The sequence below is a fragment of the Comamonas sp. CMM03 genome (assembly GCF_019218715.1).
Lineage (GTDB): Bacteria > Pseudomonadota > Gammaproteobacteria > Burkholderiales > Burkholderiaceae_C > Comamonas > Comamonas terrigena.
The window spans coordinates 537521-551875 of sequence record NZ_JAHUXB010000004.1; the positions used below are offsets into that span (position 1 = coordinate 537521).

Annotated in this window: 11 protein-coding genes and 1 riboswitch; of the genes, 4 read left to right on the forward strand and 7 right to left on the reverse strand. The window is 66.2% G+C overall.

From position 1 onward, the window contains the following. Positions 1-232: 232 nt before the first annotated feature. Entirely contained in the window at positions 233-763 is a 531-nt protein-coding gene (locus KW830_RS16280; RefSeq protein ID WP_218333736.1) for a Fur family transcriptional regulator, read from the reverse strand. Positions 764-911: 148 nt separating this feature from the next. Continuing rightward, a complete protein-coding gene (locus KW830_RS16285; protein WP_218333737.1) occupies positions 912-1928 on the reverse strand; it encodes a cytochrome-c peroxidase in 1017 nt (338 codons plus the stop codon). 294 nt (positions 1929-2222) lie between these two features. Between KW830_RS16285 and KW830_RS16290 the strand changes: the two genes are divergently transcribed. Together KW830_RS16290 and thiC are read left to right on the forward strand one after the other, a co-directional pair. Then, on the forward strand, positions 2223-3866 hold the full coding sequence (locus KW830_RS16290; RefSeq protein ID WP_066536376.1) for an acyl-CoA synthetase: 1644 nt from the start codon (positions 2223-2225) through the stop codon (positions 3864-3866). A 139-nt stretch (positions 3867-4005) separates the two neighbouring features. Further along, positions 4006-4124, forward strand: a riboswitch (TPP riboswitch). Between the two features lie 319 nt (positions 4125-4443). Continuing rightward, a complete protein-coding gene (gene thiC, locus KW830_RS16295) occupies positions 4444-6390 on the forward strand; it encodes a phosphomethylpyrimidine synthase ThiC (RefSeq protein ID WP_255578479.1) in 1947 nt (648 codons plus the stop codon). Positions 6391-6562: 172 nt separating this feature from the next. Here the strand turns inward: thiC and KW830_RS16300 are convergent, their stop codons facing one another. From KW830_RS16300 to yjgA, 5 genes are all read right to left on the reverse strand, one after another. Continuing rightward, positions 6563-7075 (reverse strand): GNAT family N-acetyltransferase, encoded by a 513-nt coding sequence (locus tag KW830_RS16300; protein ID WP_066536373.1) that lies wholly within the window; start codon positions 7073-7075, stop codon positions 6563-6565. Between the two features lie 101 nt (positions 7076-7176). Next, a complete protein-coding gene (locus KW830_RS16305) occupies positions 7177-8385 on the reverse strand; it encodes an ABC transporter substrate-binding protein (RefSeq protein WP_066536372.1) in 1209 nt (402 codons plus the stop codon). Positions 8386-8623: 238 nt separating this feature from the next. Then, positions 8624-9832 (reverse strand): multidrug effflux MFS transporter, encoded by a 1209-nt coding sequence (locus KW830_RS16310; RefSeq protein ID WP_066536370.1) that lies wholly within the window; start codon positions 9830-9832, stop codon positions 8624-8626. A 298-nt stretch (positions 9833-10130) separates the two neighbouring features. After that, positions 10131-10745 carry a molybdopterin adenylyltransferase gene (gene mog, locus KW830_RS16315; protein WP_218333738.1) on the reverse strand — a complete coding sequence of 205 codons (615 nt, stop codon included), beginning with the start codon at positions 10743-10745 and terminating at the stop codon, positions 10131-10133. Further along, positions 10738-11415 carry a ribosome biogenesis factor YjgA gene (yjgA, locus tag KW830_RS16320; protein ID WP_218333739.1) on the reverse strand — a complete coding sequence of 226 codons (678 nt, stop codon included), beginning with the start codon at positions 11413-11415 and terminating at the stop codon, positions 10738-10740. Before yjgA ends, mog begins: the two co-directional genes overlap by 8 nt. Positions 11416-11480: 65 nt before the next feature. On the opposite strand from yjgA, the gene pmbA reads away from it, so the two are divergent. Together pmbA and KW830_RS16330 are read left to right on the forward strand one after the other, a co-directional pair. Then, complete coding sequence (gene pmbA / locus KW830_RS16325; RefSeq protein WP_066536363.1) at positions 11481-12890, forward strand: metalloprotease PmbA; 1410 nt, start codon at positions 11481-11483, stop codon at positions 12888-12890. A gap of 239 nt (positions 12891-13129) precedes the next feature. Further along, entirely contained in the window at positions 13130-14050 is a 921-nt protein-coding gene (locus KW830_RS16330; protein ID WP_066536361.1) for an EamA family transporter, read from the forward strand. Positions 14051-14355 lie beyond the last annotated feature (305 nt).

Consider the following 14355-nt stretch of genomic DNA (forward strand, 5'->3'; position numbering starts at 1 on the left):
ATGCGTTCGGCATCATTTTGTGCAGAAATTGCATGGCCGCATGCCGGCCGCAGAGGGGCATGCCCGCACGGCGACCCGGCCACCACCGCGCAGGGGGCCGGGCCAGCGCCAGGCCGTGGCGGCGGCACAGGCGTGCCATGCCACCAGCGGAGCGGCAGCGCCGGGCGGGTGTGAGAGCCGGTGCGGCGGAGCGTGAACGCACAGGCGCGCGGAGCGCGGGCCTGCGGGACGATCAGGCCGCGCTGGCGGCTGCGTCTGGCGCAGCCGCAGTGCGGCGCACGCGCACCACCATGTCGATGGCGGCCACCTCCAGGCCCGGGGCCAGGGGCGGTAGCGCATCCCAGCGGATGCAGTCGGGCGGCAGGTCCAGAACCTCGCCGCTGTCTTCGATCAGCAGGTGGGGGTGGACTTCGGTGCTGGAGTCATAGACCGTGTGCTCCAGCCCCAGCGGCAGGGCGCGCAGCAGGCCGCGCTCGGCAAACAGCGGCAGGCTGGCGTAGACCGTGGCGCGTGACAGGCTGGGGTAGTGCTGGCGTGCCGCCTGCAGCACCTGCTCGGCATGCATGTGCACCGGCGCACCCAGCAGCACCCGGGCCATGGCCAGACGCTGGCGGGTGGGCTGCAGGCCTGCCTGGCGCAGGCGCTCTGCCAGCTGTGCGTCCTGTGCCTGCTGCGGGACCTGCGCGGCCAGCGCCCGCGGACGGCGCGCGCGCACGGGGGCAAGGCGGGTGGCAGCAGTGGTGGCGGTGGTGCGCGGGGGCATGGCGGGTCGCAGTCGGGCAATCAAGGTCAGGGTCGCTATTGTGATGAAAAAAAGCGCACCCGGCAAAACACCGGGTGCGCGAGGAAAGGCCCTGCCGCAGCGCGGGCTATGGCGGGGCGGAGCTAACAGGTCGGTATCCGGGTTGCGGTCACTTCTTCTTGTCGAAGGGCGTGGGGCGCGGGGTGGCGTCGCTCGAGGGCGGCAGCACCGGCATGCCGATCTGGGGCTGGTCGCCGGTCAGGGTCTTCAGGAAGGCCACGATCTTGGCGTTCTCTTCCTTGGTGAAGTTCTTGCCCAGCTGCACGCGGCCCATGGTGTCCACGGCCTGGCCCAGGGTGTCGGCCGCACCATCGTGGAAGTAGGGGTAGGTCAGTTCCACGTTGCGCAGGGTGGGCACCTTGAAGTTGAAGCGGTCGGCGTCCTTACCGGTCACTGCGGCACGGCCTTCGGCCGGGTTGCTGGTCTTGTAGGCTTCGACCAGACCCATGCGCTGGAAGGAATTGCCGCCCACGGCCGCACCGTTGTGGCAGGCCACGCAGCCGCTGTCACGGAACAGCTTGTAGCCTTCCAGTTCGGTCTTGGTGATGGCGTTGGCATCGCCCTTGAGCCACTTGTCAAAGCGCGAGTTGGGCGTGACCAGGGTTTCCTCGAACGCCGCAATGGCATCGGTCACCTGGTCGATGTCGATCTTCTGCTTGCTGAACACCTTCTTGAACTCTGCCTGGTAGCCGGGAATGGAGTTCAGCATGTCCACGGCCAGCTCGTGGGTGAAGGCCATTTCGCCCGGGTTGGCGATGGGGCCGCCGGCCTGCTCCTTCAGGTTGCCGGCACGGCCGTCCCAGAACTGGGCCACGTTCATGCTGGAGTTCAGCACCGTGGGCGAGTTGATGGGGCCTTCCTGCCAGTTGTGACCGATGGAGGTCTTCAGGTTGTCGCTGCCACCCATGGACAGATTGTGGCAGCTGTTGCAAGAGATGAAGCCCGACTTGGACAGGCGGGGATCGAACCACAGTTTCTTGCCCAGTTCCACCATGGCCGGGTTCTTGACCACGGCAGGCGCGATGGGCTGGATGGGTTCCTGCGCGCCTTGTGCATGGGCGGGCAGTGCCAGGAAGGCGGCCGCGGCGGCCAGGGCTGCAACGAGGGGTCGGAGGGTGGTTTTCATTGTGTGCTTCCAAACGCTTGTGTGGTGAATGCCTGGTGCGCAGCCAAGGCGGCACACCCGCCACCTGCCGGTACGGCCACGTCATCCTCTGCGTGGTTTGGACTCAGTCCAGATGGCGTAACCATTGCACCGCATCACCTGACGGGTGGTATTGCGCAGTATCAAAAGTGCGGCGGGGCACGTCCGTGGCATGCGGGCTGAGGCCTGGGAATGCATGAGTGCAGCCAGGGGCTGTAAGCCTGTGTTGTGGCGTTGGCGCAAAATGCACAAAAAGACACGCTTCGGAGACATTTCATGAGCAAGTACAACGAGCACCTGGACCGCAATGCGGCCAACTTTGCGCCCCTCAGCCCGCTGAGCTTTCTGGAGCGCACCGCCAGCGTCTACCCGGACCGCCTGGCCATCGTGCACGGGGATCTGCGCCAGACCTGGGGACAGACCTACCGTCGCTGCCGTCAGCTGGCCAGTGCGCTGCACCAGGCCGGCGTGGGCAAGAACGACACCGTGGCCGTGATGCTGCCCAACACCCCGCCGATGGTGGAGGCCCACTTTGGCGTGCCCATGTCCGGCGCCGTGCTCAACACCCTCAACACCCGCCTGGATGCGGAGACCCTGGCCTTCATGCTGGACCACGGCGAAGCCAAGGTGCTGATCGTGGACCCGGAATTCACCGCCCTGATGGCCAAGGCGCTGCCGCTGCGCAAGTCCACCGCCCCGCTGACAGTGATCCGTGTGGAAGACGCGCTGTACGGCGACGCCGCCGTGCCGCTGGGCAACACCACCTACGACGATTTTGTCGCCCAGGGCGATCCGGATTTCGCCTGGGAGCTGCCCGCTGACGAGTGGGATGCGATTGCGCTGAACTACACCAGCGGCACCACCGGCAACCCCAAGGGCGTGGTCTACCACCACCGCGGTGCGGCCATCAACGCCATCAGCAATGTGCTGGAATGGGACATGCCCAAGCATGCGGTCTACCTGTGGACGCTGCCGATGTTCCACTGCAACGGCTGGTGCTTCCCCTGGACCGTGGCCGCGCGCGCAGGTGTCAATGTCTGCCTGCGCCGCGTCGATCCGCAGAATATTTTCGACGCCATCCGCAACCACGGCGTCACCCATTACTGCGGCGCGCCCATCGTGCAGTCGCTGCTGGTGAATGCCCCGGCGGCGATGAAGCAAGGCGTGCCTGCCGGCGTCAAGGCCATGGTGGCCGGCGCCGCGCCCCCTGCCTCGATGATCGAAGGCATGGAAGCCATGGGCTTCGATCTGACCCATGTCTACGGCCTGACCGAAACCTACGGCCCGGCCACCGTCTGCGCCCAGCATGCGGAATGGGACCAACTCGACATCGGCGAGCGTGCCCGCCTGAATGCCCGCCAGGGCGTGCGCTACCATCTGCAGCGCGATGCCCAGGTGCTGGACCCCGAAACCATGCAGCCCGTGCCGCACGACGGCGAGACCATGGGCGAGATCATGTTCAAGGGCAATATCGCCATGAAGGGCTATCTGAAGAACCCGCAGGCCACGGACGAAGCCTTCCGTGGCGGCTGGTTCCACAGCGGTGACCTGGCGGTGCAGTACCCGGACGGCTACATCAAGATCAAGGACCGCAGCAAGGACATCATCATCTCCGGCGGCGAGAACATCTCGTCCATCGAGGTCGAAGACGTGCTGTACCGCCATCCTGCCGTGCTGGCTGCGGCCGTGGTGGCCAAGCCCGATGCCAAGTGGGGCGAGACGCCCTGCGCCTTCCTGGAAATCAAGGCCGGCGCCACGGTGACCGAGGCCGACATCATCACCCATTGCAAGCAGCACCTGGCCGGCTACAAGGTGCCACGCGCCATCGTGTTCGGCGAGCTGCCCAAGACCAGCACCGGCAAGATCCAGAAGTTCGAGCTGCGCAAGCTGGCAGGCTCGGCCACCGCCATTGCGGTGTGAGGCGCTGACATACACCGCAGCCGGGTGACCGGGGTACTCGCCCCGGGGTGCTGCGGTGCACCCCGCCCCATACTGGGGAAACACATAACCCAATGGGAACCGCAAAATGGTGGCATTCGCGCTGTGCTGGCCTATACTCGCGGCTGCTCCGGGGTGTGCGAAAGCGCTGAGATGCGGGCTGCTGTGACAACAGCGGTCTGCGAACCCGACGAACTTGATCCGGTTCATACCGGCGGAAGAAGAGCGGGACCCTGATGCAGGGCCATGGACAGGCAGGCGCGAAGGCGGGGGTGCGAACGCACACGCCACGCAGCCCGTCCACAGGCACAGCAAACCCCAGGCGCCTCGCGCACTGGGGTTTTGTCTTTTCTGGACGGTCCACAGCGCGCACCAGCCCTGGCCGGAATCACCCGATTCCGGTGGATGCACCACCCCAATGGGCCACCAGTGGGACGGTACAGCCAGGTGCAAGGCGGTTGGTGGATGGACCAGGACAGGACCATCCCCGGCGCCATCAGAGCGGGGCCGGCACTCCACGGAGCGTTTGATGCATTTCAACCGCTTTATGGAGACCGCGATGAACGCCCCTGATGCCATCTTCACCCCCCCCGCGTCCAACTTCTCGGGCGATGCCCCCGACACCGCCCGCTTTGCCGAGCTGCTGGCCCAGTCGCGCCAGCCGTTTCCGGCATCCACCAAGAGCTATCTGAGCGGTGCCATCCACCCCGGCCTGCGCGTGCCGGTGCGCGATATCGCACTGACCAATGGTGAACAGGTCAGCGTCTACGACACCTCCGGCCCCTACACCGACCCGGCGGCGCAGATCGACGTGCACCAGGGGCTGGCCAGCGTGCGCGGCAGCTGGATCGAAGCGCGGGGCGACAGCGAGTTCTATGTGGGTCGCCAGCGCGTGGCACTGGACGATGGCGGCAAGCGCGGCGAGGAAGACGCTCGCGTGGCCCAGCTGCGTGCCGAAGCCGCCGCGCTGCAGCGCCAGCCGCGCCGCGCCAAGAGCGGTGCCAATGTGACCCAGATGCATTACGCCAAGCGCGGCATCATCACCCCCGAGATGGAATACGTGGCGCTGCGTGAAAACGGCCGCCGCGAATGGATGGCGCAGTACCAGCAGGATGCTGCGCGGGAAGCCCGCCTGGCCGGCAACAGCCTGGGCGCCGCCATTCCCAAGATCATCACCCCCGAATTCGTGCGCGACGAAGTGGCCCGCGGCCGCGCCATCATTCCCGCCAACATCAACCACCCCGAAATCGAGCCGATGGCCATCGGTCGCAATTTCAAGGTCAAGATCAACGCCAACATCGGCAACTCGGCCGTCACCTCCAGCATCGAGGAAGAGGTCGAAAAACTGGTCTGGGCCATCCGCTGGGGTGCGGACAACGTGATGGACCTGTCCACCGGCCGAAACATCCACACCACGCGCGACTGGATTGTGCGCAATTCGCCCGTGCCCATCGGCACCGTGCCCATCTACCAGGCGCTGGAGAAAGTCGGCGGTATCGCCGAAGACCTGACCTGGGAAATCTTCCGCGACACCCTGGTGGAACAGGCCGAGCAGGGCGTGGACTACTTCACCATCCACGCGGGCGTGCGCCTGGCCTATATCCACCTGACGGCGCAGCGCCGCACCGGCATCGTGTCGCGCGGCGGCTCCATCATGGCCAAGTGGTGCATGGCCCACCACCGCGAGAGCTTCCTGTACGAGCATTTCGAAGACATCTGCGACATCATGAAGCAGTACGACGTGAGCTTCTCGCTGGGCGACGGCCTGCGCCCCGGTTGCGCCAGCGACGCCAACGACGAAGCCCAGTTTGCCGAACTGCACACGCTGGGCGAGCTGACCCAGACTGCCTGGAAGCACGATGTGCAGACCATGATTGAAGGCCCCGGCCATGTGCCCATGCACATGATCCAGCAGAACATGACGGAGCAGCTCAAGCACTGCCATGAAGCGCCGTTCTACACGCTGGGCCCGCTGACCATCGACATCGCGCCCGGCTACGACCATATCGCCAGCGCCATCGGTGCGGCCATGATCGGCTGGATGGGCACGGCCATGCTGTGCTACGTCACGCCCAAGGAACACCTGGGTCTGCCCGACCGGGACGACGTCAAGCAGGGCATCATCGCGTACAAGATCGCGGCCCACGCCGCCGATGTGGCCAAGGGGCACCCGGGCGCACGTTCGCGCGACGATGCACTGAGCCAGGCGCGTTTCGACTTCCGCTGGGAAGACCAGTTCAACCTGGGTCTGGACCCCGACACCGCGCGCGCCTTCCACGACGAAACCCTGCCCAAGGACAGCGCCAAGGTGGCGCATTTCTGCAGCATGTGCGGCCCCAAGTTCTGCTCCATGAAGATCACCCAGGAAGTGCGTGACTTCGCCAAGCAGCAAGGCGTGGCGGCCGAGCAGGGCATTGCCGTGGGCATGCAGGCCAAGGCGATGGAGTTCAACCAGGCTGGCGGGGATTTCTACATCCCCATTGCCTCGGACACCACGGCGCGGTAAGCCGTGCGGCCCGGCGCCTGCGTAGGCCCTGCGCCTGCCGGGCCCTGGCCCTGACCGGGAACCGCAGCGGCTGCATGCAGCTGCCGGTGTACAAACGGTGGGCGGCGCGGGGTTGAAAAAATCTTTTCAACCCCGCGCCGAATGCGGGCGTCGTCCCGCCGCCGCGTCTGCCTTACTGCGGGCGGTGCGCCTCGAAGTGCAGCAGGTCAAACCATTGGCCGTTCAGCTCCATGCTGCGGCGCGAATGGCCGAACTGGACAAAGCCCTGCTTGCACAGCACCCGCACGGAGGCCGGGTTTTCCGGGCGGGCAATGGCCTCGATGCGCTGCAGACCGTGCGTGGTGAACGCCTGGTGCAGCACGGCGGCCACGGCCTGGCTGGCCAGGCCGCGCCCGCCGCAATCCGGTGCCACGCGGTAGCCCAGGGCGGCGCTGTGGAAATAGGGACGCCGCACCTGGGTCAGGTTGATGCGGCCGGCTAGGCGCTGGCCCTCCCACATCAGGTAGTGGAAAGCCTGGTCCTGCTGCTGGCGCTGCAGCGAGGCTTCCATTTCCTCGGCAAAACCTTCGGCGGTGTAAAAGCGCGCAGACCGGGCCTGCACCCATTGCTCGAAATAGGCGCGGTGGGCGGTTTCAAAATCCCAGAGCGCAGGGGCGTCGGTGGCGGCAAGCAGGCGGATGTCCATGGCAGTTCGGCAGGCAGAAACAAACACAGGCTGACACCCGCAAGGGTGCAGCCCGTGCATTCTAGGCAGCCACCGGGGTGGCTGCCTGTCGCCGACTCAGCTCATTTCCAGTACTGGCACTTGCTCTCGGCCTTGGTGGTCCACACCTGGTCGGCGGGCAGTTTCTTGATGATCTTGTAGTAGTCCCAGGTGCCCTTGGATTCGGCGGGGGACTTCACTTCCATCAGGTACATGTCGTGGGCGTAGCGGCCATCGGGGCGGATCACACCTTCACCGAAGAAGTCCTTGATGGGCTTGCCCTTCCATTCGGCCATCACCTTGTCGGCCTCCAGCGTGCCGGCGCGCTGCACGGCCTGCAGCCAGGTCATGGTGGCGGAATAGTCGGCGGCCTGGATCTCGCTGGGGCGGCGCTTGGTCTTGGCCATGAACTTGTCGGCAAACTTGCGCGACTCGGCGTTCATGTCCCAGTACCAGGGGGCGGTGAACTGCATGCCTTCGGTGTTCTTCACCCCCAGGCTGTGGATGTCGCTGAAGAACACCAGCAGGCCGGCCAGCTTCATGCTCTTGGTGACGCCGAATTCCTTGGCGGCCTTGATGGAGTTGACGGTGTCGCCACCTGCATTCGCCAGGCCCAGGATCTGCGCCTTGCTGTTCTGTGCCTGCAGCATGAAGCTGGAGAAGTCGCTGGCGTTCAGCGGCGTCTTGACGGCTCCCAGCACCTTGCCGCCGTTGGCCTGAACGATCTTGGTGGTGTCGGCTTCCAGCGCGTGGCCGAAGGCATAGTCGGCGGTCAGGAAGAACCAGCTCTTGCCGCCGGCTTCCACCACGGCCTGGCCCGTGCCCTTGGCCAGGGCCACGGTGTCAAAGGCATAGTGCACGGTGTAGGGCGTGCACTGCTCGTTGGTCAGGGCCGAGCTGCCGGCGCCGTTGTCCACGAAGATGCGCTTCTTCTCGGCGGCCACCTGGGCCATGGCCAGGGCCGTGGCGCTGTTGGTGCCGCCAAACACCAGGCTGATGTCCTGCTGGTCGATCCACTCGCGTGCCTTGCTGGCGGCGATGTCGGCCTTGTTCTGGTGGTCGGCCGTCATCAGCTCGATGGGCTTGCCCAGCACCTTGCCGCCAAAGTCATCGATCGCCATCTGGATGGCGGTGGCGCCATGCTTGCCTTCCACGTCGGCGTAGAGGCTGGACATGTCGGTGATGAAGCCGATCTTGACGGTGGCCGGTTCCTTGAACTGGGCCTGTGCCGCACCGTGGGCCAGGCCCAGTGCACAGATTGCCATGGCCAAGGGCGTGAGTTGCTGCCGCATGCGAGTGTCTCCTGTAGATGTTGTGGTCCGTGGCGCTGAACGCCACCTGCACTGCACATGCTGGCACTGCGGCCCGCGGCCGGATAGCGGGCAAGTGCGCAGGGGAAACTCCGGGCTTGCCAGGTCAGGCCAGCCGCTGGTCACCGACGTGAGGGGCAAACGCGGGTCACCAACTCGGGTCACCAACCGGCCCTGCCGATGCAGGCGGTGGCGCCGGTGGACACGGCAGGCAGGGCGCTCAGGCCACGCGGCTGCGGTCGGCCTGCGGGACCGGTGTGCGCGTGGCCCACCACCAGATCAGCGCCCCCAGCGAGACGGTGATGGCCTGGCCCAGCGCCAAGGCCAGGCCGCTGTGAAACAAGTGGGGTACCACGGCGCCGGCCATGGTGGCGAACACGCTCATCTGCGTGAACCCCTGCAGCGACGAGGCCAGGCCGCGCATCTGCGGGAACATGCCCATCACCTGCAGCGTGAGGATGGGCATCAGCAGCGAAATGCCCAGCGTGTAGCAGGTGATGGGCAGCACGGCCCAGGGCACCACGGGCGCATCGGTGAAGGCGTTGTAGAGCACATTGCTGGCGCAGCCGGCCAGCAAAAAGGTGTAACCCATGGCCTTTTGCACGCGGGGGGGAATGCGCTTGGCCAGCGAGCCGGACAGGGCCGAGCCGATCATGGAGCCGCCGATCAACGGGATGAACAGCCAGCCGAACGAGGTTTCCTCCAGGTGCAGCACGTTCAGGATGAATTCCGCCGCCGAGCTGATGTAGACCGAATTGGCGCCGGCCATCAGTGCCAGGCCCAGCACCATCAGCCGAAAGCGGCCGTTGCGCAGGGCGGTCAGGTAATTGCCGGCAATCACCCGCAGCTTCAGCGGCACGCGCTTTTCGGGCGCCAGGGTTTCCGGCAGCGCACGCCAGCACAGCAGGGCCAGCAGCACGCCAAAGCCGGACAGAAAGAAGAACGCTGCGCGCCAGCCGCCATGGGTCTGCAGCCAGCCGCCGAAAATCGGCGCCAGCGCCGGGGCCAGGCCAAAGCAGAACATGACCATGCTCATCATGCGCTGGGCATCGGCGCCCTGGAAACGGTCCTGCACCATGGCGCGCACCACCACCATGCCGGCACCGGCCGTCAGGCCCTGGACAAAGCGCACGGCAATCAGTGCCTCGATGCTGGTGGCAAAGGCCGCCACGCAGGAGGTGAGGGCAAAGCCCATGGCCGCACACAGCAGCACGCGCTGGCGGCCGAAGGTGTCGCTGAGCGTGCCGTAGAACAGCATGGTGATGGCCATGGCCAGCACATAGGCGCTCAGCGTCTGCTGCACGGCCGCAGGGCCCACGGCAAATTCCTGGGCGATGGCGTGGAACGAGGGCAGGTAGGTGTCGATGCCCAGTGGACCGATCATGGTGCACAGGGCAAACAGCAAGGTCAGGGCGATGGACGATTTCATGCAGCGGCAACAGGGACAGGCACCACAGCCGGGCTGGGTGCTCTGGAATAACTGGCGATGGCAGCGCCTTGGCGTGGCGCCAGCGGTGGATTGGACGGGAAAACGCACCAGCCCGCGCGCCGGGCGCGCAAGACCGCTGCAGGTGGCTGGGCACCGCCGGTAAACGCTGCGTAAAGCGGCCGGCTGTGCGCAAGCGGGGGCACGTGAGCGGCAGGGGGAAGGGCGCCCGGGGAGTGGGGCGGCCCTGGAAGCGTGGCCGAGGGCCGCCACGGCGCCACGCGGCGCCGGAGTCAGGCAGTCAGGCGGCGCGCACGCGCACCGCGTTCTTGGGGCGGAAAGCCTTGCAGACGCTGTCCTGGGTCTCCAGGTAGGGGCCGCCAATCAGGTCGATGCAATAGGGCACGGCGGCAAAGATGCCATGCACCTTCTGCACGCCCTCGGCGTCCTTCAGGCCTTCCAGCGTCTCGGCGATCGCCTTGGGCTGGCCGGGCAGGTTGATGATCAGGCAGTTGCCGCGGACCACCGCCACCTGGCGCGAGAGAATGGCCGTGGGCACAAAGGCCAGGCTGATTTGGCGCATCTGCTCGCCAAAGCCGGGCATTTCTTTGTCGGCCACGGCCAGCGTGGCTTCGGGCGTCACATCGCGCAGCGCCGGGCCGGTGCCGCCGGTGGTCAGCACCAGGCTGCAGCCGGCATCCACCAGTTCCACCAGGGTCTGGCTGATGGTGGCCTGCTCGTCGGGGATCAGGCGCGCGGCGAAGGTGATGGGGTTGTGCAGCGCACGGCCCAGCCAGTCCTGCAGTGCCGGCAGGCCTTTGTCCTCGTAGACCCCGCTGCTGGCGCGGTCGCTGATGGAGACAATGCCGATCTTCACCGGATCGGCGGCAGGCGCCTGGCGCACCTCCTCATTCATCGGTATCGTCCTCGGCGTCACCGCCTTCGGCAGCTTCACCACCGGTGATGTGGAAGCGCACCAGCTGGAACAGTTCGCGGTAGGCGCGGCCCTTGGTAGCGGGCGGGGGCGTCAGGCCCTTGGCTTCGGCCTCGGCGGCCTTGGCCTTGGCGGCGGCATCGTCCTTGCGGGCCTGGCGCATCAGCGCGCGCAGCTGCTGGGTGTCGGTGGCCGGGAACTGGTCCATCCACACGCCCAGGTGGTCGTCGCTTTCGATCAGGCGGTCGCGCCAGTGCTCGGCAATCTGCGTCTGCTGCTTGCCGATGCTGGCGCCGTTGCGTTGTTCATTGAGCGCGTCCTTGATGGCAGCGATCTGCTGCTCGTCGAGCTTGCGCATCTGCTTGCCGATGAACTGCATCTGGCGGCGCTTGCCTTCGAAGTTGGTGATGCGCAGCGCTTCGGCCAGTGCTTCGACCAGCTTGTCGGGCAGTTGCAGGCGCTCCAGCAGGCCGCGGCGCAGCGTGAGCAGCTCCTTGCCCAGGTCCTGGAGGGCATCGCTTTCGCGCTTGAGGTCGGTCTTGGTGGAATCCCAAGTGCCTTTGAGTTCGGCCTTCAGTTCAAGGTCGAGTTCGCTGCCTTCGGCGACGAACTTGCCTCGTACGAAGTAGCCCTTGGTGGGTTTGCGTGACATGGTGAGGGGGCAATTGTCTTGGCGGCGCAGGGAGCGCCGTAGTGGCAAGTATCATAGCTGCCGCTATGAAAAAACCCCGTCCCAGCTCCACAAGCACCAGCAGCGTGCAGGCCGATTCCGGATTCAGCTACCGCCGCGACTTTTTTGAGGGCCTGGTCGACCAGGCGCTGGCACATGCCAAAAAGCTGGGAGCCACCGATGCCGGCGCCGATGCCTCCGAGGGCTGCGGCCTGAGCGTGAGCGTGCGCAAGGGCGAGCTGGAGACGGTGGAACGCAACCGCGACAAGTCGCTGGGCGTGACGGTCTATGTGGGCCAGCGCCGCGGCAACGCCAGCACCTCCGACTTCTCGGAAGAAGCCGTCAAGCGCACGGTGCAGGCCGCCTATGACATCGCCCGCTTCACGGCCGAAGACCCGACCGCCGGTCTGCCCGACGCCGAAGACATTGCCCTGCCCGGCACCCACCGCGATCTGGACCTGTTCTTCCCCTGGGACGTGAGCAGCGAAGAAGCCGCACGCATCGCCCTGGAATGCGAAGCGGCCGCCCTGGGCACGCACAAGCGCATCACCAACAGCGAAGGCGCCAGCGTCTCGGCCCAGCAAAGCCATTTCTTCAGTGCCCACACCCGGGGCTTCAGCGGCGGCTATGCCAGCTCGCGCCACAGCCTGTCGGTGGCGCCGATTGCCTCGCTGCCCGGCCGGAACGGCGAGATGCAGCGCGATTACTGGTACAGCTCCATGCGCGATGCCAAGGAACTGGCATCGCCCGAGGCCGTGGGCCGCTATGCCGCCCAGCGCGCCCTGAGCCGCCTGGGCAGCCGCAAGATCCCCACTACCGAATGCCCGGTGCTGTTCGAGTCCACGCTGGCATCCGGCCTGCTGGGCGGTTTTGTGCAGGCCATCAGCGGCGGCACGCTCTACCGCAAGAGCAGCTTCTTGCTGGATTCCCTGGGCAAGAAGGTTTTTCCCAAGCACATCGACATCGCGGAAGACCCCTTCATCCTGCGCGGCAAGGGCAGCTCGCCCTATGACGACGAAGGTGTGAAGGTGCAGGCGCGCAAGGTGGTGGACGCCGGCCGGGTGGAAGGCTATTTCCTGTCCAGCTACTCGGCACGCAAGCTGGGCATGAAGACCACCGGCAATGCGGGCGGATCGCACAACCTGAGCCTGACCTCGCGCCTGACCCGCGCGGGCGACGACCTGGACGCCATGCTGAAGAAGCTGGGCACCGGCCTGTTCGTGATCGAGCTGATGGGCCAGGGCGTGAACTACGTGACCGGCGACTATTCGCGCGGCGCCAGCGGCTTCTGGGTGGAAAACGGCCAGATCGCCTTCCCGGTGCAGGAGATCACCATCGCCGGCAACCTGAAGGACATGTACCAGGGCATCGAAGCCGTGGGCGCCGATGCCTACAACTACGGTGCCAAGACCGTGGGCTCCATCCTGATCAACCGCATGAAGGTGGCCGGCAGCTGAGCGCTGCACAGGGCCGTCTCCGTGAAAGCAGCCTGCGGGCTGCTTTTTTCATCGTGGCCCGCACATGCCTGGCGAGCGCGCAGGGGGCCTGGCCGGGGTTTGCACACAGCCCGGCGGACCCGCCATGGCCACGCGGCACCGTGGCATCCAATTTGCTGCATGCCATCTGGCCTGCACGGCGGGCGCAGTCGGGCGATACTGAACGGCTGCTTTCCATTCACGCATAACAACAAAGCTTCATGACTTCTGCCTCCCCTTCTGCCACCGCGGGCATGTCCCGCGCCGACTGGCTCAGCGCTCTCATCGTCATCGTGGTCTGGGGGCTGAACTTTGTGGTGATGAAGTGGGGCCTGGCCACGCTCTCGCCCTTGCTGCTGTGCGCGCTGCGCTTTGTCGCGGCATCGCTGCCGTTTCTGCTGTTCGTGCGCCCGCCGCGCAATCTGTCCTGGGGGCTGCTGGCCGCCTACGGCCTGGTGCAAGGGGTGGGGCAGTTCGGCCTGCTGTTCACCGGCATGAAGCTGGGCATGCCGGCCGGCATGGCCTCTGTGGTGCTGCAGACCCAGGCCTTCATCACCATGCTGATGGCCGCTGCGCTGCTGGGCGAAAAGCCGCAGCGCTGGCAGTGGATCGGCCTGACGGTGGCCATTGCCGGCCTGGTGCTGATTGGCGCGGCCCATGGCGACGGAGCCAGCCAGATGACGCTGCTGGGTTTTCTCTTCACCGTGGGGGCTGCTGCCATGTGGGCCAGCTCCAATCTGCTCACGCGCATGGCCGCCAAGCAGGGGCCGTATGAGCCGGTGTCCTTCATCGTCTGGACCAGCCTGTTTCCCATTGTTCCGCTGCTGCTGCTGTCGCTGTGGCTGGACGGCGCCGACCAGGTGGCGCAGCAGCTGCAGGCCATCGGTGTGCGGGAGCTGGGGGTGATCGCCTACCTGGCCTTCCTTTCCACACTGCTGGGCTATGGCCTGTGGACGCGCCTGCTGCAGCGCTATGCCGCCAGCACCGTGGCGCCGCTGTCCCTGCTGGTGCCGGTGATCGGCCTGCTGTCGGCCATGCTGCTGCTGGGGGAGTTCCCCACGGCCTTGCAGTGGCTGGGGACCGCCGGGGTGCTGCTGGGCATGGTGGTCAACCAGTTCGGCGGGAAATGGCTGCGGCGCTGAGCGCGCCGGGCGGCACAGGCCGCCTCCGGCCTGGGGTCGCGGCAAGAGCGGCCGCATCGTCAGTAAGCTGACACGCAACTGATAACCCTGTGGCTTGGGGCCATGGGGTGCAGCACTCCTGGCATGGGGGTCGGCTTGGTGGCTCCTGCTGTGGTGGGCGGTTACTTTTCACAGATGGACAGGCGGCTGCGGCCTGTCCATGTGGCGGACGCCGTGCCGGTCGTCTGCAGGCGGCAGCAGGGCGGCGCCGGTGCGCGAAATACACCAGATATATAGTTTGTAAATATCGCGTTCGTCCTTATTAT